This is a genomic window from Ruegeria sp. BF7 (genome assembly GCF_056538605.1).
On sequence record NZ_JBQFTM010000017.1, the window covers coordinates 1 to 21,192 of the forward strand.

Annotated in this window: 15 protein-coding genes and 1 pseudogene; 6 read left to right on the forward strand and 10 right to left on the reverse strand. The window is 55.3% G+C overall.

Annotation, left to right across the window (positions count from 1 at the left end):
* On the reverse strand, window positions 1-341 hold a 341-nt coding region (locus tag ACR0IK_RS21100), incomplete at its 3' end, for a GntR family transcriptional regulator (protein WP_480643120.1).
* Window positions 342-500: 159 nt separating this feature from the next.
* On the opposite strand from ACR0IK_RS21100, the gene ACR0IK_RS21105 reads away from it, so the two are divergent.
* The 5 genes from ACR0IK_RS21105 to ACR0IK_RS21125 all read left to right on the forward strand — a co-directional run bounded on the left by ACR0IK_RS21105 (window position 501) and on the right by ACR0IK_RS21125 (window position 6,722).
* Entirely contained in the window at window positions 501-1,583 is a 1,083-nt protein-coding gene (locus tag ACR0IK_RS21105; RefSeq protein WP_480597131.1) for a quaternary amine ABC transporter ATP-binding protein, read from the forward strand.
* A gap of 9 nt (window positions 1,584-1,592) precedes the next feature.
* Window positions 1,593-2,564 carry an ABC transporter permease gene (locus ACR0IK_RS21110; protein ID WP_480597129.1) on the forward strand — a complete coding sequence of 324 codons (972 nt, stop codon included), beginning with the start codon at window positions 1,593-1,595 and terminating at the stop codon, window positions 2,562-2,564.
* A 21-nt stretch (window positions 2,565-2,585) separates the two neighbouring features.
* A complete protein-coding gene (gene proX / locus ACR0IK_RS21115; protein ID WP_480643121.1) occupies window positions 2,586-3,578 on the forward strand; it encodes a glycine betaine/L-proline ABC transporter substrate-binding protein ProX in 993 nt (330 codons plus the stop codon).
* A gap of 73 nt (window positions 3,579-3,651) precedes the next feature.
* Window positions 3,652-4,602 (forward strand): GlxA family transcriptional regulator, encoded by a 951-nt coding sequence (locus tag ACR0IK_RS21120; RefSeq protein ID WP_480597125.1) that lies wholly within the window; start codon window positions 3,652-3,654, stop codon window positions 4,600-4,602.
* A 233-nt stretch (window positions 4,603-4,835) separates the two neighbouring features.
* Window positions 4,836-6,722, forward strand: a complete 1,887-nt coding sequence (locus tag ACR0IK_RS21125; protein ID WP_480643123.1) for a DEAD/DEAH box helicase — start codon at window positions 4,836-4,838, stop codon at window positions 6,720-6,722.
* A 520-nt stretch (window positions 6,723-7,242) separates the two neighbouring features.
* Here the strand turns inward: ACR0IK_RS21125 and ACR0IK_RS21130 are convergent.
* The 5 genes from ACR0IK_RS21130 to ACR0IK_RS21150 all read right to left on the reverse strand — a co-directional run bounded on the left by ACR0IK_RS21130 (window position 7,243) and on the right by ACR0IK_RS21150 (window position 14,483).
* Complete coding sequence (locus tag ACR0IK_RS21130) at window positions 7,243-8,907, reverse strand: Na/Pi cotransporter family protein (protein WP_480643124.1); 1,665 nt, start codon at window positions 8,905-8,907, stop codon at window positions 7,243-7,245.
* A gap of 198 nt (window positions 8,908-9,105) precedes the next feature.
* A complete protein-coding gene (gene pbfA / locus ACR0IK_RS21135; RefSeq protein WP_480643125.1) occupies window positions 9,106-10,458 on the reverse strand; it encodes a (R)-1-hydroxy-2-aminoethylphosphonate ammonia-lyase in 1,353 nt (450 codons plus the stop codon).
* 105 nt (window positions 10,459-10,563) lie between these two features.
* Window positions 10,564-12,027 carry a phosphonoacetaldehyde dehydrogenase gene (gene phnY / locus ACR0IK_RS21140; RefSeq protein WP_480643127.1) on the reverse strand — a complete coding sequence of 488 codons (1,464 nt, stop codon included), beginning with the start codon at window positions 12,025-12,027 and terminating at the stop codon, window positions 10,564-10,566.
* Window positions 12,028-12,030: 3 nt separating this feature from the next.
* A complete protein-coding gene (gene phnA, locus ACR0IK_RS21145; RefSeq protein ID WP_480643129.1) occupies window positions 12,031-13,275 on the reverse strand; it encodes a phosphonoacetate hydrolase in 1,245 nt (414 codons plus the stop codon).
* A gap of 20 nt (window positions 13,276-13,295) precedes the next feature.
* A complete protein-coding gene (locus ACR0IK_RS21150) occupies window positions 13,296-14,483 on the reverse strand; it encodes a 2-aminoethylphosphonate--pyruvate transaminase (RefSeq protein ID WP_480643130.1) in 1,188 nt (395 codons plus the stop codon).
* Window positions 14,484-14,602: 119 nt separating this feature from the next.
* On the opposite strand from ACR0IK_RS21150, the gene ACR0IK_RS21155 reads away from it, so the two are divergent.
* Window positions 14,603-15,487, forward strand: coding sequence for a LysR substrate-binding domain-containing protein (locus ACR0IK_RS21155; RefSeq protein ID WP_480643131.1), 885 nt, complete (start codon window positions 14,603-14,605; stop codon window positions 15,485-15,487).
* Window positions 15,488-15,516: 29 nt separating this feature from the next.
* Here ACR0IK_RS21155 and ACR0IK_RS21160 read toward each other — a convergent pair whose 3' ends face one another.
* The 4 genes and pseudogenes from ACR0IK_RS21160 to ACR0IK_RS21175 form a co-directional block, all read right to left on the reverse strand.
* Entirely contained in the window at window positions 15,517-17,538 is a 2,022-nt protein-coding gene (locus ACR0IK_RS21160; protein WP_480643133.1) for a putative 2-aminoethylphosphonate ABC transporter permease subunit, read from the reverse strand.
* On the reverse strand, window positions 17,535-18,665 hold the full coding sequence (locus tag ACR0IK_RS21165) for a putative 2-aminoethylphosphonate ABC transporter ATP-binding protein (protein WP_480643134.1): 1,131 nt from the start codon (window positions 18,663-18,665) through the stop codon (window positions 17,535-17,537). The genes ACR0IK_RS21160 and ACR0IK_RS21165 overlap by 4 nt, the downstream gene beginning before the upstream one ends.
* 117 nt (window positions 18,666-18,782) lie before the next feature.
* Complete coding sequence (locus ACR0IK_RS21170) at window positions 18,783-19,802, reverse strand: putative 2-aminoethylphosphonate ABC transporter substrate-binding protein (RefSeq protein ID WP_480643135.1); 1,020 nt, start codon at window positions 19,800-19,802, stop codon at window positions 18,783-18,785.
* 1,028 nt (window positions 19,803-20,830) lie between these two features.
* Window positions 20,831-21,125, reverse strand: a pseudogene (locus tag ACR0IK_RS21175) (transposase); the annotation flags it as partial.
* Between the last annotated feature and the right edge of the window lie 67 nt (window positions 21,126-21,192).

Here is a 21,192-nt window from a genome sequence, read left to right on the forward strand (position 1 = left end):
GCCTCCTGCGCCGCCTTCAGCGCTCCAACCTGCACACCCGTCGCATTCTTCGCCGCCAACTGCAAAACAGCTCCATACATCATCGGGGCCGCCAGAAAGAAATCCCGTAAGGTCACATGTGACATCTCGCTGACCCGCGCACCCCGGTTCTCTCGCAGATCGACATAGCCCTGACCCGCCAATTGACGCAAAACCTCGCGTAATGGTGTGCGCGATAGCTCAAACTCCTCTGAGAGTTTCGACTCGTCCAAGTCCGCGCCCGGGCGCAGCTCAAGCGTCATGATGGCCGTTTTCAGGTAGTCGAAAAGCTCCGTCTTTTTGCGCTTGGACGCATCCTTCATTCCAATCTCCATCGTTGCTTCTGAACCAGTCAGGTCAAGATGACGCTGTTATTCAAGTTGAGCAACCATATTGCGCAAATTGTGCTACAACAAAATACACATTGTGTACAAGAAAAAATTGTGCTGTATGCATGAAATGTTCTTGAAGGGGAGAGTCTGGTGGCCACACAATCGGAAGAGGCCGTGATCGATTGCCGCAACTTGTGGAAGATTTTTGGTTGCCGCGCTGATGAGGCGATGAAATCCGTTCAGGAACAAGGGCTTGGAAAGCTGGACGTTCGCGATCGCTTTGACTGCATCGTCGGAGTTCAGGACGCGAGTTTCACCGTCGGACGTGGTGAAATCTTCTGCATCATGGGGTTGTCGGGCTCGGGTAAATCGACCCTGATTCGCCATGTGAATCGGCTGATAGAACCCACATCGGGCCAATTGTTCATTGAAGGACAGGATGTCAACAAGCTGTCCGCGCGGGATCTGCGAGAAGTGAGAGCCGAGAAGATCGGCATGGTGTTCCAGAACATGGCGCTGATGCCTCATCGCACCGTGCTGGACAATGTTTCCTTCAGTCAGGAAGTTCGTGGCCACGACCTGAAAGAGCGTCGCGAAAACGCGATGCGCGCGATTGACGCGGTGGACTTGAATGGCTGGGATCAAAAATACCCTGATGAACTCTCTGGCGGGATGCAGCAGCGCGTAGGTCTGGCCCGGGCGATTGCAGCCGACCCCTCGATCCTGCTGATGGACGAGCCGTTCTCGGCCCTCGACCCTCTGATCCGCCGTCAGTTGCAGGACAAGTTCATGTCCCTGTCCGCGGAGATGAAGAAGACCACGCTGTTCATCACCCACGATCTGGACGAAGCGATCCGCATCGGGGACCGCATTGCCATCATGAAAGATGGTGCGCTTGTACAGGTCGGTACGCCCGAGGATATCGTCACCAATCCCGTCGACGATTATGTGGCCGACTTTGTGGCCGGCATCTCGAAGCTCGAACTGATTTCCGCTGGCAAGATCATGGAGCCGGTGGAAGCGTTCGAACAACGGCGCGGACCAGTTGATCCCGAGGCTTGGCCCGAAGCCCATCCGGACCATTCCCTTGACGACCTAGTCAACCTGTCCATTTCGACCCAACACCCGGTTGTGGTCAAGGCGGACGGCAAAGCGGTTGGGATCGTCACCAAGAACGCCCTGCTGCGTGGCATTCAGGGTGATGTCGACGACCCGGCAACAATGAAGCACTGAGAGGGCATCATGGCAGAGAAAGAATTCAGTATACTCGATCCCTTCTCGTCAGTGGATCTTGGTATCGCCGAAAGCGCGGATGGCGTCAAAGGTTGGGCCATCGCCAACAGGGGTATCATTCAGCCCATCAAAAACGTTTTCAACGAAATGATTGTCAGCATCGACACGGCTTTGAACGCGGTTCCGCCGCTGATCATGCTGATTATCATCACGCTGATCGCATGGCAGGCGGCAGGGCGGCGCACGGCCATTCTTGTTGCGACCGCGATGACCGTGCTGGGCTTTTTGTCACCCAATGCGTGGGGTCTGGCAATGACCACGCTGGCAATCGTCGTGTCAGCGGTAATCCTGTGTTTCTTCATCGGTCTTCCGTTGGGCATTCTTGCCGGAAAGAACGACCGTTTCGAAGCGGCCATTCGCCCCATTCTGGACACCATGCAAACCATCCCGGCCTTTGTGTATCTGGTACCGGTGGTCATGTTGATCGGCATCGGCAATGTCTCGGGCGTGGTGGTGACAATCATCTTTGCCTTGCCGCCCCTGATCCGTCTGACCTCGTTGGGCATCCGGGGCGTGAACCCGTCGGTGGTTGAAGCCGCCCGGGCTTTTGGCGCCAATCCGCGACAAGTTCTGTTCAAGGTCGAGTTGCCCTTGGCCACCCCGACCATTTTGGCAGGGGTGAACCAGACCATCATGCTGTCGCTGTCAATGGTTGTGATCGCTTCGATGATTTCGGTCAAAGGACTTGGCAACGAAGTGCTGCGGGCCATGGGCAGGCTGGATGCCGGCAAGGCTCTGGTTGGTGGTCTTGGGATCGTGATTCTGGCCATTGTTCTGGACCGGATCACGCAAGGCATGGGCCAGTCGGGTCGCGAGCGCGGCCATCGCCATTGGTATGAAGGCGGCCCCGTCGGCGCAGTCATGCGCCTGATCAAAAAACCACAACCCGAAGAAACACCTGAACCACAAAAAACGCACTAATCAACAGTGAGGATCCTAAAAATGGTCATCAAGTCCACGTTGGCTGCTTTTGCCGCCGCAAACATCCTGAGCACGGCTGCCTTTGCCGACGGTCACCTGCCCGGCGAAGGCGTCACCGTGCGTCCGATCATTCAGCCGATCACCGAAGAGCTATTCCAGCACCGAATCCTGTTCAAGGCTCTGACTGATCTGGGCTACGATGTTGCGGAACCGGAAGAGGTTCAGGCGCAAACGCTGCACCTGGCCCTGGGAACTGGCGACGCGGATTTCACCGCGGTCCATTGGAACGGTCTGCATGACACGTTTTTCAAGGAATCCGGTGGCGATGAGGTTCTTGAAAAGGTTGGCACCCTGATCGATGGCGCATTGCAGGGCTATCTGGTCAACAAATCCGCCTACGACGCTGGTGTGCAAAACCTTGGCGATCTGGCCGACCCCGAAAAAGCTGCGCTGTTCGATGCCGACGGTGACGGCAAGGCCGATCTGGCAGGCTGTGTTCCCGGTTGGGGTTGTGAACGCGTGATTGAGCATCAACTCGACGAGTTCGGGCTGCGAGACACGGTTAACCATAACCAGGGTGAGTATAACGCGATTATCGCCGACACGATTGCACGCAACGAAGGCGGCGAAAACGTGCTGTATTATACCTGGACCCCATATTGGGTGTCGGGCGTTCTGATCCCGGGCGAAAACGTCGAGTTTCTGGCCGTGCCTTATTCTTCACTGCCAGATGGCGCGAAAGCCGAGACCACCTTTGATGGCAAGGACCTAGGTTTTGCCGTCGACAGCATCCGTGTTGTGGCGACCGATGACTTCCTGGAGGCCAACCCTGCAGCCGCGAAGCTGTTCGAGGTTGCCAAAATTGACATCAACGATATTTCGGCGCAGAACAAGATGATCGCGGACGGCGAAGACAGCTCGGATGACATCGACCGCCATGTTGATGAGTGGATCGCGGCAAACAAAGCTGTGTATGACGGCTGGCTGAAGGCTGCCCGCGGCGCTGCGCACTAACCTCAGGGAATATCCCTGCTATCGAAACTGCGCGGTTCGTTCCGCGCAGTTTGCTTTTGAACCGATGACCACCATGTCCAATCCACAGCACTTTGTTTTTCTGCTCATCGAAGAGTTTTCGCACCTGGCGTTTTCCTGTGCGATTGAACCTCTTCGCATAGCAAACCTTGTGCAGGGTGAAGAGCTGTACAAATGGTCGATTTTGTCCGAAGACGGGGAATTCGTCACCTGTTCGAACGGCACTAAAACGGTTGTGGATGGCGGATTAACAAGTATTCCAAAATGTGATCGTTTGTTCGTTTTGTCAGGCATAAACATGCAGGCACATGCGTCGCGTTCACTGCTGGCCGCACTTAGACGCGAGCGTGCCGGGGGCACTCGGATCGGAGCGTTGTGTTCCGGAGCCTGGCTACTGGCAGAGGCAGGCTTTCTGGACGGCACTGATGCGGCTATTCACTGGGAGTACCACGACAGCTTCATGGAGGCCTTTCCTGAGGTCAATCTTGTGCGCAGTGTGTTTACCGTCGATAGCAAATTCATAACTGCATCCGGCGGCACGGCCACCGCGGACCTGATGCTATATCTGATTGAGAAGGATCACGGCCATGATCTGTCCGTCGCAGTGTCTGACCAGATGGTCTATAACGCCGTTCGCAATGCCACGGCAGAACAGCGTGTTTCGATCCAGTCTCGAAATGGAATGCGAAACGCCCATTTGGCCAAAGCGATCCAGATTATGGAAAAGTCGATCGAGGCACCGGTTTCGCCGTCTAAGATAGCGACGGAAATTGGGATATCGACGCGTCAGCTGGAACGTTTGTTTGGAAAGTACCTCAATGCGTCCCCCAAAAAGTACTTTATGGAGATGCGACTAGACCGAGCGCGTAAGCTGCTATTGCAAACAGAAGCCTCGGTTACGGAAGTTGCATTTGCCTGCGGCTTCGAAAACCCTGGCCATTTCGCGCGGGTGTACCGCGCCCATTTTGGGATTACCCCACATTTACAGAAGAACAAGATCGGATGAATTGCGATCTTATAGATAAAACAGCCAGCTAGCAGAGTTGCCGGGTACAAATCGACTACTCCGGCTTCTTATTGCCACAGGCCGCATCGCGTGGGTTTCTAACCCGAAAGCGCCGCGGACACGCATTTTCCACCCTATACATCCGGTTGTTCTCTCGGTAAGAGCTGCGCTTCGATTATGATCCGTGTGTTGGACGCTCTGAGGGTGACAGCATCACCCAAGAAAGCCGAGCCATGAAACAGACTCTCGCAGATGCGCTGAAGCGCAAAGGATATGACACACTGACCCCTGTCCAAGAGGCCGTGACTGCGCCAGAGCTGCAGGGCCGGGACATGTTGGTATCGGCGCAGACCGGATCGGGGAAAACCATCGGGTTCGGTCTGGCCATTGCGCCGACCATTCTGGGCGATGCGCAGATCTTCGATACCGCGGATGCGCCTTTGGCACTGGTCATCGCGCCGACGCGAGAGCTTGCCATGCAGGTCAAACGCGAATTGGGATGGCTTTACTTCGATGCGGAAGCTTTCATTGCCTCATGCGTTGGCGGCATGGACATGCGGGATGAACGCCGGGCGCTGGCCCGGGGGGCGCATATCGTTGTCGCAACGCCGGGGCGGTTGCGCGATCATATCATGCGCGACTCAATCGATCTGACCGCCGTGCGTGCGGTGGTTCTGGACGAGGCCGACGAAATGCTCGATCTCGGGTTCCGCGAGGATCTGGAGTTCATTCTCGAGCAAACGCCGACCGACCGCCAAACGCTGTTGTTCTCAGCCACGGTTCCCCGCGCCATTGTCAGCCTTGCCGCCGGGTATCAACGCGATGCCGAGCGGGTCAGCACTGTCAGTGAACGGACGCAGCACGCTGATATCGAATACCGCGCGATGTGCGTGGCCCCTCGTGATGGTGAAAACGCGATCATCAACGTGTTGCGGTTTTATGAAGCGCCAAACGCCATCGTGTTTTGCAACACGCGCGCCATGGTCAGCCGGCTGACGGCCCGACTGTCGAACCGCGGTTTCTCTGTCGTGGCGCTGTCCGGGGAGTTGACGCAAAGCGAACGATCCAACGCCCTGCAAGCCATGCGTGACGGGCGTGCCCGCGTCTGTGTGGCAACCGACGTTGCCGCCCGCGGGATTGACCTGCCAAACCTGGATCTGGTGGTCCATGCCGAGCTGCCAAATAGTCATGAAACCCTTCTTCACCGCTCGGGCCGAACAGGGCGCGCCGGGCGCAAAGGGGTCAGCGCTTTGATCGTTCCCCCTGCTTCGTTCAAAAAGGCTCAGCGTCTGCTGAAATTCGCCAAACTGACGGCCGAATGGGGGGCTGCCCCTTCTGCCGACGAGGTCAACGCGCAGGACTTGCAGCGGATGTTCGGTTCGGACGATTGGCTGACGGAAATAACTGAGACCGAACGCCCATCCGTTGATGAACTGGTGGCAAGGTTCTCGCCAGAACAACTCGCCGCGGCCTATGTCCGTCAATACCAGCGGCAGCATTCCGCACCAGAAGAGTTGAGCGACGTCAAGGACGCCAGTCCAAAGCCAAACGCGCCCTTTGGCCCGAGCGTCTGGTTCTCACTGTCGGAAGGGCGCAATGACAATGCGTCTCCGCGTTATCTGCTCCCCATGATTTGCAAGGCGGGGAACATTACCAAATCTGATGTCGGCGCGATCCGTATTGCTGACGATGTGACCTATGTCGAAATTCGCGAAAGCAGCGTTCCCGGGTTGTTGGACGCGATCGGACCCGAGATGAAGATCGAGGGCACAAAAGACATCGTGCAGCTGGATACGGCACCCGATTTCTCAAGCTCTGCCAAGGCAGGCCCCAAACGGGGCGCAAAAGGCAAAAGAGGTCCGGAGAAGACCTGGCAAAAACAGCCTCGCCTTACCGAACCGAAGCCTGCGAAGGCGCGAAAAAAGACGGAACCCAAGCCTTCTGACAAGGTGAAAGCTGAACCCAAGCCCAAACGCGACAACCTCAGCGGCCCTGGCAAAAAACCGAGCCGCCGCCCGAAAGGCCCGCCGCCACCCAAAGGTAAGCCAAGCAGCAAGAAAAACCGTGCTCGCGCGGCCGCCGCCAAAGGTGGTAATGCTATGCCAAGGCGCCCGAAATAGGCGAAACGTTTGCCAAAGTTCAATGGAGCATGCTTTGCTACACTGTTTTCGGAAAGCTGCTTGAAAAGAGAAATATTTCCAATCCGGCGGCTGATCTGGTCAATGCCACTATGCCGAGGATGGTCAGTGTTTTCTTCACAGGCAGATGCGACGCTTCCTCCGTAAGAATGAACTCAAGCTTCCGTGAGGCTGCCCTCTCATCGTTGCAAGTAGCGACTGCCGTGCAACAGGTATCTCATTCGCCATCGTCCCCATTTATTTGAGAATGTTGGCGAAGAGCCCTTTTCGGGCGTTGGTGGCATTTCTTTTTGGTTCGCACGGCAAGATGCAAGTTAGTAAGTGTTGACCAATTTTCGAGTTTGAACAACCAACAGGTCGGAAAAAACTTGGCTTGTCGGGGACGGTCAACTGTCGCGATTATTCAACATTGCCCAAGGCGTTACCTGAGCCTATCCAACTGAACTGGTCCACCACTATGTTTAGGAAACGGAGGACCGATTATGGCAAACACGCTACCGCGCTAATCAGCTATTTCCTTAATCAATCGTGTCTCAAGCAATTGGCCATTCCGGTACAGAACTGGGTACGCAACAGACGCGATGTGACTGTTGAATTCACGAAACGCTCGTAACGTTTCCAGATGAATATCGCTGGTCTCAAAGCTTTCCGTTGTCCCGTGTTGCAACCGGCGTAGATGTCGTTTCCGGCTCTCGCGCTCCACCCGCTTTATTTCGGTTTTCTCTAAGCTGAGAAGCCGCGCGCTTTCCAGATCGTCTGAGATAAGTACGTTCGATGCCAGCTTCATATTAGCCAGAATACCCTCGTGCATCTGAACCAGTTCCGACCAGCCTTCCTGCGAGAAACTCGAGCCCTTGGCACGTAGTTCACTTGCCAACACGGTTAGGCGCTTTGCCACAACGTCACCCGCCGTTTCAAGCCGGATCGCAAGTTCCATAAGATCGCGCGCGGTTTTTGCATCCTGTTTTTCATAAAGTTCCGCCGGCATTGCGGCAACGAATGTCCGAATACCTGACAGGCACTGGTTTACGTCTTCGTCAATGGCCCGAACAGACCGGATCTGTTCTTTGTCTCCGCTGCGGTACAGTTCAAGGACGGGGCGGAACATGGTCTCGACAAGATCGCTCATCCGCAGCAGTTCTCGTTTGAGGCTTGGTATGGCCTGACTGGGAATCGCGGTACTTTCCATGTCCAACGCACTAACCGGTCTTGTGGGTTGAGCACGCGGTTCTTTCTTCTGATTTGGCAAGAGCGTTTCTAACAGTTTCTGCAAACGGCCACAAAACGGAAGAGCCAGAACCAGAAGTGACAGATTGAAGGCAAGATGGGTGTTAACGAGCATCTGGCCCCCTTGCGGGTTGCCCAAAAACCCGGTGCGTAAGGCCAGGTTTGCAGCAAACAGGGTAATCAAAGCCCAACTGCCCCGCAGCGCGAGATTGGCATAGGGTATCCGCCTGGCCGTCGCAGGCATCCCACGTGTCAACCAGACCGGAATGAAAGCCGAACCGAAATTCGCGCCAAAAACTAGCGACATGCCCGCGGCAAACGGGATCGCGCCAATCTGTACAAGCGTCACGCACATAAGAATGGCCGCTACCGATGAGTGCATCACAAATGCCAATGCTCCGCCGACGAGGAAGGCGGTGACATAGTCCCGGGCCAGATAATCGGCCACGGCAGGCAGAAACGCGCTATCGCGGATAGGATCCATCGCCTCTCGCAGGAACCTAAGTGAGATCAAGATAAAGGCAACACCCATCAGGATACGCCCCAGCTGTCGGGCTTTTTTAGCTTCGGTCTTGACGAACAGATAGCCGCCGACGGCGAGCAGCAACGGAACAAGCCAGTCCAGTTTGAACGAAAGGATCTGAATGATTAGAGCCGAGCCCAGATCGCCACCCAGCACAATGGCCAGCCCAACCGGAAAGCTAAGCATTCCGCTTGCGGCAAATCCCGAGCTTAACAGGGCTACCGCAGCCGAGCTTTGCAGCACCATTGCCATCACCACGCCCACCAGCGAAGCTTGCAAGTAACTGCGTTGCTGCGTCATCACCCGCTGGAACGACGCGCCATAGCTGCGTTCGATCCCGGTACGCACCATGCGCACCGCATAAAGCAGCAGCATGATTGCCCCGGCCAGACTGATCAGAAAGGTGACAATTGCCATACTTCACTCCGTCTGCAAACTCGGCTCAGGTCATCGCAGTTTTCATTCGAGACCCTGTAAATAGTGTTTCTTCCGACACGGCATAGCGCGCGGGCGTTCCAGTCGATTCTTTAGTGCTGCTTTCATTTAGGCACTGATCCGTATGGCTGCCGCTTTTTCGTTTAATCCTACAATGTGCGGCGGATGTGGCTCAGCGGGTCAAATCTCGTCTTCGATTGCAGCAACAACGATGTCGATCGCCCGGTCCAACTCCGCTTGGGAAATTATCAGCGGCGGCGACAGGGTCAGTACGCATCCCTGGCTGATCTTGTAGCTTAGCCCCGCCTCAAGGCAGGCATAATAGATCCGTTCCGCGCGGGCGTTTCCCGGCGCCTTCGTGGTGCGGTCTTCGACGATCTCGATCCCGAACATAAGGCCACGGCCCCGGATATCTCCGACGATGGGAACATTCTGCAGTGCGTCAATAAGGCGGGTCATTGCGTGTTTGCCCAACTTTGCTGCGCGTTCGACCAATCCCTCATCCTCGATGATCTGCAGCGTGGTCAAGGCGGCGCGGGCGGTAACGGGGTTCTTTTCGTGAGTGTAATGCCCGATGGCAAAATCCCCGCACACATCCAGGTTCTTGCGTGCAATGCAGGCGGCGATGGGCAGGATACCTCCGCCCAATGATTTTCCGATGGTGACAATGTCGGGAACGATCTCGTCATGCTCGAACGAGAACAACTGCCCGGTCTTGCCCAGCCCGGTCGGAATCTCGTCCAGGATCAGCAACGCGCCATGGCGGTCGCAGATTTCGCGCACTCGTTTCCAGAAATCCGGAGGCGGCACTATAGGGACGGCACGCATCGCTTCGGCCACCACGGCGCAGATGTCGCCTTCGCGTTCCAATACATAGTCGATCATGTTGGCACAGGCCTCGGCGCTGGCCTCAAGCGTTGTGTGCCCATAGGGGCAACGGGTAGGGTGGAATGGGGCCACGTGCTCGGTTCCCGGCAATAGTGGACCTGCGATGTGGCTGCGGAACGTGGCCTCTCCACCAATGCTTGCCGCGCCAAAACCTGCGCCATGGAATGCGTCCCAGAAGCTGAGCGTTTTGAACCGGCCTGTTGCGGCACGGGCGATTTTCAGGGCCACTTCATTGGCGTCCGAGCCGCCAGTGGTGAACAACACCTTGCCCAGATCACCTGGGGTAATGGCAACCAGCTTTTCGGCCAGTTCCACCGCCGGGTCATTGGTGAAGCGGCGTGGGGCAAAGGGCAGGTCGTCCAGCTGATCCTTGATCGCCTGCACCAATCGAGGATGGCCATAACCGATGTGATGCACCGAATTGCCATGGAAATCCATGTATCGGCGGCCATCGAGGTCCTCGATCCAGATGCCTTTTGCCTGGGCAATCGTGCTGACGCAGGGGCTGGACAAGGATTGATGCAGAAAAACATCCGCGTCACGCTTTAGCAAAGGTGATGATTTGGGCCCAATGGACATCTTCAGCCATGCTTTGCGGGCTTCCGAAGTATTTGATTCCCCTTCGGTGTGGACAATCTGTGGCATTTCCGCTCCTCGCTGTCGCTTTGGAAAAGATGCGGACCCAGAAAGGTCCGCAAGTTCCAGGGAGAAATTTTGAGACCCCTTCCGAGAACGGAAAGGGTAGGAGTGTCAGCCTGGCCATGGCAGGGAGTATGTTTTGACGTTTGTGAAGAATTTCATCGCTTCGATGACACCTTCCTTAACGCCGTTGCCGCTGTCCTTGATGCCGCCAAAGGGGGACATTTCGATCCGGTACCCCGGTTGTTCCCAGATATTGCAGGTGCCGACGTCGAGCCCGTTGATGTAGGCAATCGCCCGGTTCAGATCATTGGTACATACACCCGAGGACAGGCCAAATTCGGTCGAGTTCGAGATTGCCATCACCTCTGCGTCATCGTCCGGCACGCGCACGATGGGGACGATGGGGCCAAAGGTCTCTTCCATCACCAATTCGCTGTCATGGGGAACCTTGTCGACCACGATGGGCGGCAGCAGCGCGCCCTGACGACCGGGGTGATAGAGGATTTCCGCGCCTTCTTCCTCGGCCATGTAGACGCGTTTCTCGAACAGCTCTGCCGCCTTGTCGTGGATCACACAGCCCAGTTCGGTTTCAGGGTCCTGCGGGTCGCCGAACTTGATCTTCTTGGCCTTCTCCAGCACCAGCGGCACGAACTTGTCCGCCACGCTTTCCTGCACCAAAATGCGCTTGACCGCGGTGCAACGCTGGCCGGAATTGCCGGTGGCACCTGCAACTGCAATCGTGGCGGCTTTGTCCAGATCAGCGTCGCTGAGGTCGTTGAGGACGATCAGAGGATCATTTCCACCAAGTTCCAGCGCCTGGCGTTTGTAGACGCCTTTTTCGGCAATCATCTTGCCCACAGGCACGCCGCCGGTGAAAGTGATGATGTCGATATTTTCGTTAGTGATCATCTCATCCCCGATGTCAGCGGGCCAGCCGGTGACAACCTGGAACATCTCGGGCGGTAAACCCGCCTCATACAGAATATCCGCCAGCGTCAGACAGGTCAGCGGGGTCAGTTCCGTCGGCTTGCAGACCATGCAATTGTTGGTAGCAATCGACGGCGCGATCTTGTGGCTGACCATATTCAGGGGATGGTTGAATGGCGTGATCGCACTGATCGCCTTCACCGGCTCACGCGTGGTGAAGATTTTGCGGGCCTTGCCATTATGGGTCAGGTCGCACGAAAAAATCTCACCATCATCTTTCAGCGCCTCCGCTGCCGCGAATTGATACACATCCTGCGCCCGCTTGGTTTCGTAGATCGCATGCTGGTGGCAGATGCCCAGTTCAAGCGTCAGCCATTTGGCCAGATATTCACGCTTTTCGCCGATCAGTTCCCCCGCGCGCTGCAGAATCTGGCTGCGTTCATACCGGGTGAGTTTCGGCTTGTAGTTTGCCGCAATCTCGAAGGCTTTGCGCGCGTGCTCGGCGGTGCCGGCCGGGACATGACCCACCACCTCGTTGGTGTAGGGGTAGAGTACCGGAACCGTTTCGTCGGTAAAGACAATCTCACCGCCGATCCGCATCCCTTCGTTTCGTGTTTCGATGTTCGACATGGTCTGATCTTTCATGACTTACTGTGCCGCCGCTGTGGTTGCGTAGAAAAAGGCGTCGAAGTTGCGCAAAACCGGTTGGTTCGGAAGGTCGATGACGCGGTTCACGATGAACGGAACCTCTTGTTCGGTCAAACCGCCATGGCTGCGAAGTGGTTCCTTAAGGGCCGCCAGATCATGACGGTGCTCGGACGTGCCAATGCAGATGTTCTCGCCCGAAACCATCACGATGTCGCCAATCCGGTCGCCCGGCAGCTCGAACTGCTCGATGGCTTCGGCCTTGGTCAGCACGTGGGTTATACCCTCGGTCGCCCTGAGTTTGGCAATGATGTCATCCTGATCTGCGCCTTCGGGAAGATAGGCAGTCGCGAAAGATCCCAAAGCGCCGTGATGCACGACGTAAGGATCGGTAATGGGCAGGATGACCCGCGCGGCGTCCTTGCCCAGCCATTCGTCCATCAGATCCTGTGCATAGACAACGGCGGGTGATCCGTCAGGCAAGTGTTTTGGCTTCATGCCGTGATCGGCGGTCACCACGATAGCTGCACCCAGCGCGTCCAGTTCGCCCAGATAGCGATCGAACATCGCGTAGAAATCCAGCGCGCCTTGCTGTTCGGGCGCGAATTTGTGCTGAATATAGTCGGTAGTCGACAAATACATCACGTCGGGCTTGAACTCTTTCAACAGCTTGACGCCCGCAGCAAAGACAAACTCAGACAGTTCGGCCGAATAGACCTCGGGCACGCACATGCCCAGCCATTTGCTTGCATTGTCAATACCGTGCTCGGCCATCGTCGTCTCGCCCGAGCGTTCCGAAGAAAAGGCGACGGCCCGACCTTCGTCGAATTTCAACCCCGCACCAAGCAAGGCGCGGAGTTTGTCCTTGGCGGTGACCATGGCAATGCGGAACCCTGCATCGTAGAATTGCGAGAAAATGGTCGGCGCGCGCAGAAAACGCACGTCATTCATCATCACCTCTTCTCCGCTGTCTGGGTCAATCAAGTAGTTGCCGCAAATACCATGCACGATGGGAGGGCGCCCGGTCGCGATTGACAGATTATTCGGATTGGTAAAGGACGGGATCACGGAATGAGCCAGCCGGTCCGTGCCTTCTTCTCTCATCCTCTTGAGATTGGGCATCAGCCCCTTGGCTATTGCGACTTCCAGATATTCTGGTTCGCACCCATCCAGGCAGATCGCGATTGCGGGCACTTTCGGCGTCGGATAGACGCGCTCGTTGGCTACGACAGGGGTTTGGATAGTCATCTCGATACGTTCCTTGATAGTTATGCGGCCAGTTTGGCGCGTTCTTCCAATGCCCGGAGGGGCGGTGCGGCGTTTTTCACACCCATCTCCTCCAATGATTCTTTTGCAGCTGTCACAACTTTGCGCATGACCTCTTCATTCATTTGGCCAATACATCCGACTCGGAAGCTGTCAACGACCGTCAGTTTTCCCGGATAAATGATGAAACCCTTTGATTTCATAAGGTTATAAAATTGATCGAACACGAAGTTTTCGTCCGCCGGACAGAAAAAAGTGACGATGATTGGGCTGAGCCAGCGACTGTCGAGTAAGGTCTCAAAGCCCAACTCGCGCATTCCCGCGACCATGACATCACGGTTGCGGGTATATCGCTCGCCGCGGCCAGGAACGCCCCCTTCGGCGGTATGCGCCCTAAGTGCCTCGATGAACGCCGCAACTACATGGGTGGGAGGGGTGAACCGCCACTGACCGGTCTTGTTCATATGTGCCCATTGCGCATGCACGTCCAGGCTCAACGAATGGCTGTTGCCCTCAGCGGCCTCAAGCTCGGATTTTCGGGCAACTATGAAACCAAATCCGGGCACGCCTTCGATACATTTGTTGGCCGAGGACACCATTGCCTCATACCTGATCTCGCTTGGTTTCAACTCGATCGCACCGAAAGCAGACATCGAATCAACCAGAAGCTTGCGCCCGGCGGCATAGGTGGCCTCGGAAATCTCTTCGACGGGATTCAGAATGCCCGAACTGGTTTCACAGTGTATCGCAACCACGTGCGTGATATCGGAATCCTTGGCAAGAATGCGGGCAACTTCGTCGCCGCGGGGCGGCAGATAATCGCCCTTGTCCAAAACCACATGTGCGCGGTTCAGATACTCCAGGGTCTTCGCGGAGCGTTGACCGTAGGCACCATTTGCTAGTACCAGCGCCTTACCATCGCGCGGAATGAATGATGCAAGCATCGCTTCGACTGAAAACGAACCACTGCCCTGCATTGGGACGCAGTCGAAGTCATCAGCGCCCTTGCCAAGCAACGCCAGCAGACTGGACCGGACCTCGCGCGTCATGGCGCGAAAGTCATCATCCCAACTGCCCCAATCCTTTAACATAGCTGCCTTCACGGCATAGGACGTCGTCAATGGACCGGGCGTCAGAAGGTAAGGTTCACCGAGGCGCGGTTGTTCGATTTTGGGGTTGGAAGGCGTCATAACCAGGCTCCAGAAAGGTATTTTTAAGAACACAATTGCAGCAAACGTTTCTATATGTGAAATTGCAAATATCAATCTTATTATAAGCACAGCCTATGAGCTGGCATTGGAGGACCGCTATGCGACACAGCCAGCTCAAAGCCTTTCATTTTGTAGCCAAGCATGGTGGGTTTTCGCGTGCGGCAGAGGCTCTTTTTCTGACGCAGCCGGCAATTTCGGAGCAGGTGCGCAAGTTGGAGCTGGACCACGATCTGTTGTTGTTCCAGCGCGAACGCAAACGTGTAACCCTAACCCCCGACGGTGAGCAGCTTTATCGATTTACGAAGCAATACTTCGAGATCGAAAGTCAGATCGAAGATTACCTTTCTGAGACCAAGGCTTTGATCGATGGAGAGTTACGAATCATCGCCGACTCAGCGCACCACCTGACCGCGTTTCTGGGTCCCTTTCAGAAGAAAAATCCGAATGTCACGATCAGCGTGCGCTCGGGGAATAGTGAGGAGATTCTGGAAGAACTCAGGGCTTACAACGCGGAAATTGGCGTAGTGGGCAGCCTGTCTCCAGGCAAGGATTTGGATGTCTTGAGCCTTGGTTCCACCGAGATCGTGGCCTTTGCCGCACAGGGTGTTCTTTTGGCGTCGAAACCCACTCTGTCCCTGGAAGAGCTGTCAAATCTGCCGCTTATTTTCCGTGAAACAGGTTCGAAAACGCGCCAGAAACTGGAAGACGAGGCTAAAAAACACGGGATTACGTTGAAACCGGCGATTGTGGCAGAAGGACGTGAGGCGATACGGGAACTTGTGGCCTCGGGCGCAGGTATAGGCTTCGTCTCGCAGGCGGAGTACGGTCATGATGACCGCCTCCGACAGATCAAGCTTAAAGGCATCAACCTGCAGATGGGTGAGAGCATCATATCGCTGTCGCAGAGGCGAGAAGTGAAGATCATCCGCGCCTTCACAGAGTTTGCGCAGCGTACCTTGGAAGAAAACCCCGCCAACGCCTGATTGGCGGGGCAGGGTACCAAGAATGGCAGCTAGCGACTGCGCCAGGCCTGGGTGCGTTTCAGAATTCCCTTGGACGCTGTCAGGTGAATGATCCGGGCGAGAGCATTTGTATAAAAGATCATCATCCCCATCGCCGCAGCCGGTGCGATGTCCCCGGCATCATCCATGTTCAACACCGCGATGGACGCAAGCGTGGTCTTGGGCGAGTAGAGGAATACCACAGCCGATACTGTCGTCATTGCGTTCACGAACAGGTAAATGGATATGTCCAGAACCGCAGGCAGACATACAGGCACCGTAACCCGCGCAAAAAGTTTCATCGTCGGCTGTTTTAGCGAGGCCGAGACGGACTCAAATTCGCGGTCCATTTGTTTGAGTGCGGTCACCGCCGTCAGGTGCGAAACTGTGTAAAAGTGCGTCACCGTACAGATCACCAATATCGCCATAGTGCCGTAGATGCCGTTCAGCGGGTTCGAGGGGTTGTTGAAGAAGAAGATGTAGGACAGCCCCAGCACCATTCCCGGAATTGCCATTGGCAGCATCGCGAACATCTGAAAGACCGACCTGCCAGTGCGGAACCCTTTCGATTTTTCCACGAGGTAAGCGCCGAAGAACACAACAGTGGTTCCGATCATTGCGGTCAGCAGGGCTAACCGGATCGAATTGAAATATGATCCCCATCCGCCGCCATCCATCTTGTCGAACTGATAGTTTCGCAGGCTAAGGCTTAAATCGTAGGGCCAGAATTTGATCAGCGCCGCGAACTGGCACACGGCCAGAAGGCCGACGATGAATACCCCAATAAGGCTGCAATAGACGAGGAATAGGCGGTCAGCTTTCGGGTTAGGGGTTGCTTGATACGGCACTGACCGCGCCGACAACAGTGCCACTTGTTTGGACTGGACCATGCGGTCGATGGCAAAGGCGAGGATTGCCGGGATCACCAGAACCACGGATACAACAGCGCCCATCTCAAAGTTTTGCTGGCCGATCACCTGTTTGTAGATATCCACCGCAAGCACGTTGAACTGCCCGCCGATGACTTTGGGCAGGCCAAAATCGGTAATTACCAGATTGAACACCACGAAGGCGGCTGAAATCAGGCCATAGCGGGCACCCGGAACCGTGACCGTCCAGAACGTGCGCCATGGTGTTGACCGCAGACTTGCCGCAGCCTCATAAAGCCGCGCATCCGAGATTGCCAGCGCTGTTGAAATAATCAGGAAGGCGTGTGGGAAGGTGAAAAAGACTGATCCGATCACGATGCCGATTGGGCCGTATATACTTGCGCCAAACAGCAATTCCTTGATCATGCCCTGATTGCCGAACAGGTATACCAACGCAATACCTGGTAACAGTGAAGGGACCAAAATCGGCGCCATCGCGATCAGGCGAAAGACGCCCTTGAACCGCATACAACTGCGATTGAGCGCATAGGCGAACCAAAAGGCCAGCGTCACCGTCACAATAGTGCTGACAATGGAAATCCAAAGCGAGTTTTTGATCGAATTGAAAAGCGCAGGTGTCGAGAAGTAGTTTACAAAGTTATCCAGACCCCGCGATTGAACTGGCCGCAACTGAACCCGGCGGAAGGTGTTGGAATCAAGCTCGACCCAGTCAGTGCCGTCATGTAGCTTTGATCCGACCAGAAAGCGTCCGGTGTCGCTTGCATTACGGATCTGGTACATGACCGGGCTGCGGAAGCTGAAATCCGGAAACAGACCCGTCACCGGCAAACGCCCGTCCGAGCCAGTCACAAGATCGGTGTCTGCAAACGTCTCGGTCTGACGGTTCAGAGCATCTCCAGACAGGATCGTCCCGTCATAAACGCCCGCCTCATCGCTGACCTGGAATTCGTATTGCGACAATTCCACCCGATAGGTGGAAAATGACTTGGACAGCATTGTGTAAAGCGGCAACGCCAGGGTCACGATCAGATAAAGAACGATGACCATCATGCTGCCGCGCATGAGGATGTCATCGCGGCTGAGCTTGGGCTTGATGTTGGCGCCAGGTGGCATGGTATCGCTGTTGGTAAAGATCGAGCTCATGCCTCGGTCTCCGGAACATCAAAGGCCATCAGGCGGTTTTCAGGAAGCTCAATCACCATACTGCGTCCCTCTTCCAGTTCAAGACGACGCACAGCATTGATCGAGAAATCGGCAATCAGTTCCGATGATCCGAACCGCTCGTTGCTTAGACGGCAGCGCCAGAATGAGCCCAGAAACTCCATCTCATCAAGTGTGACTTCGATGCAGTTTCGGTTGCCACCTGTATCCAGATACCCAGCTTCATGGGGTATCACATCTTCTGGCCTGATTGCCGCCACAACCGGCGTTCCGTCGTTGAATTGATGGCCTAGGCAGGCAAAAGTTTTTTCGCCCACGCTCAGCCGCCCGCCCTTTGTCACTTGAGACTGAACCTGGTTCATTTCACCAATAAAATCAGCCACAAACAGGTTGGACGGTTCCCTGTAGATTTCTGTGGGAGGACCTACCTGCTCAATAACCCCGTGATTCATGACCACGATGCGATCAGCCATGGCCAGCGCCTCTTCCTGATCATGGGTCACCATCACGGTGGTCACGCCCAGCTTGCGCTGCAATTCCTTGATTTCGTGCCGCAAATGGACGCGCACCTTGGCATCCAGCGCCGACAGGGGTTCGTCCAGCAGCAACAAGCCGGGCTTAGACGCGATCGCGCGCGCAAGTGCAATCCTTTGCTGTTGCCCGCCCGACAGCTGCGCCGGGTATTTCTTTCCCTGATCGGGAAGTCCGACCAGATGCAACAATTCGTTTACACGGATCGCAATTTCAGACTTGCTGCGACCCGAGTTTTCCAGACCAAAGGCGATGTTCTTTTCAATTGTGAGGTTGGGAAACAGCGCATAGGACTGAAACACAATCCCGAAATCACGTTCGGACGGGGGCAGGTTGGACACGTCCTTGCCATCCTGCATGACCGTGCCTTTGGTTTGCAGGTCCAAGCCTGCAATGGCCCGCAGCAGAGTAGTTTTTCCGCAACCCGACGGACCCAGAAAGCAGACAAACTCACCTTCGTTGATTTCCAGCGATATGTCCTTGAGTGCGAGAAAGCTGCCGAAGGCTTTCCACAAATTTTGGATACTGAGATACAGTTCACCGGGTGGCGTTTTCTGAAGCACGGGAGAGGCCCTCATATCTGCACCTCGGGCACGGCCTTACCTGGCCGGTCTGAACCGGGTGAGTAGGTTGTATTTGGGGGAACAAGACTGTGGTGCGCAGGAGGAGTGCAAACGCCCCTCCTGCCAATAGGATTACTTCGCTTCCGACTTTCCGTCATAGCGAGACTGCCATTCCTTCAGGATTGCCGCGCGATTGTTGGCGGCAAACTCAAAATCATTGTCAATCATTGCATCCAGAAGGCCCTCTGGGAAGTGTTCGACCGGTTTTGCGACGCCGGGATAGGCCACAACCGCATAACCGCTGTTGTACATCTCGTTGGCTTCTTTGGTGACCGAGAAATCAACCAGTTTCTGAGCGGCTTCCAGATTTGCCGTACCGGCAACAATTGCGGTTGCCTCCATGTCCCAGCCTACGCCTTCAGACGGAACAATGATTTCAAGCGGGGCGCCGTCCGCCTTTGATTTAGCACCGCGGAAGGCAAACGAGATACCGATCGGGATTTCGCCAGCAGCCGCCAGTTTGCAGGGCTTCGAACCCGAATGGGTATATCGCGCGATGTTTTCGTGCAGCGCATCCATGTATTCCCAGCCGCCGTCTTCACCAAACATCTGCAGCCAGCTCGAAACATCAAGGAAACCAGTGCCTGATGAATTTGGATTCGGCATGATGACCTGATCCTTGTACATTGGATCGGTGAGATCCTTCCAAGATGTCGGAGGTGTCAGCCCGGCCTTTTCAGCCTCGACCGTGTTGTAGCAGACGGATGCAACCCAGGCATCCATGCCTACCCAAGCCGGCGGGTTGTCATTGTCAACAAATTTTAGATCCAGGCTATCGACCCCGACCGGAGCGTAGGGCTCCAGCATGCCTTCAGATTTCAGTAACAGCAGTGACGTGGCCGCTAGCCCCCAGACAACGTCCGCTTGCGGGTTATCCCGCTCAGCCAGCAGCTTTGCGGTGATGATGCCGGTCGAGTCACGAACCCAGTTGATCTTGATATCAGGATTGCTTTCGTTGAATGTCTCAGCATACCGGGCCAGATCTTCTGCCTCAACGGCAGTGTAAACTGTCAATTCCGTTTCTGATGCCGCTACTGTCGCGGTCAGTGTGCCGATGGCCAGAGCGGTAAGAAGTGATGTTGTGTGTTTCATTGTTGTCCTCTGTCGGAAATTTTTAAAGGGTTCGCCATTCTCATGCGGCGTTGTCATTCAGATTAGTGCCGACAGTTTGACAGATATTATCTTCAAGAAAAATCGATTATACCTTCAACGTCATAAGCCAGTCCTATGGATAAAGCTTCTGCTCAACGCTAAGTGTTGCGATCAGTTTTGGGTTCGCAGCAGGATTCTAGACGTTTGAAATAAGGGTCTTGCTTGATTTGGCATCACCCGTTCTTATCTACTCCGGCACGCACAATTGTCTGCGCAAAGGTCGGATCGGCATTTCATATGCGTTGATTTAGCATCTTACGGGTCAAGTGAAGGAACATTGGTGTGTTTTCGTGTGTAACATGCTCAACCCAACCTGCCGTGAGCATGGCCGAACACACGTGGAATGTACCCCACTTGTTGCATAGCGCGCGCCAGTTTCGGGGTATCGTGCCGTTGTGGGGTGCCATTTTGAACCACCAGAAAATCGAAAGAAAATTGTTCGCAATACAACGAAGTCCGGTTGGATCCGCAGGGAACGGTGACGTTAAAGTGGGCGACCATGCTGACGGCGCTTTACTGAAAACGTCGCCGCTTGAGTGGTTGCACCACCCGTCCGACACCACTCTGAACCAGAAGGTCGCAGCCGGTAGCCTGTTGGAATTCGGCCTTCGCCAAACCACATGACGCCAAAAATCGACGCAAAACAACGAAACTTTCCCTGAGCGCGCACACCGTACTCAATGGCGCGATTGTCCTCACGTAACGTACAAAACCATAGGCCAAGCAACAAGAAGCACCATTTTCAACGATGGGCTGAAACTATACGATCTATGTCCTACTCGCTTTCGGTGTGATTGGCGCCGAGAATTCCCAGCGCGTTGTCAGGCTCATAGAAAAATCAGAAATTGGTTCTGACGGTTCTCGTTCTTTTAAGTGCCAGTATTAGCTACCATTGCGATAACGTCTTAGGGTCGGGACTCATAACCAGTAAATGACAAGGGCCGCCAGCGCGAATGCGGACAGGAAAACCTTTGGGCTTTGAGATATGCTGCTTCGATCATGACCGTCTTCTCTTCACCACGACCAGCGGTCCAGCATCTCGGCGAAAATGCCTTTGCCTCTCTACCGTTTCCAACGATTGCAGAGCGTCTTGCGCGGATCGTATTCCATGGGCGCATCGCGCCATTGTAAGCCACGGCGATTGATGAAGATAATCCCACTCAGGACACGCCGGTCATCCGCCCGAGGTTTGCCACGGGACTTCGGAAAGAAGGGGGCCAGACGAACAGTTTGCTCGTCACTCAGCCAGAAAAGGTCAGACATGTTCACCGCTTGTTTTGGGCACGGTGAATCACGCAGTACGCCAGAAATAAAAGGGTGCTGAGCCTAA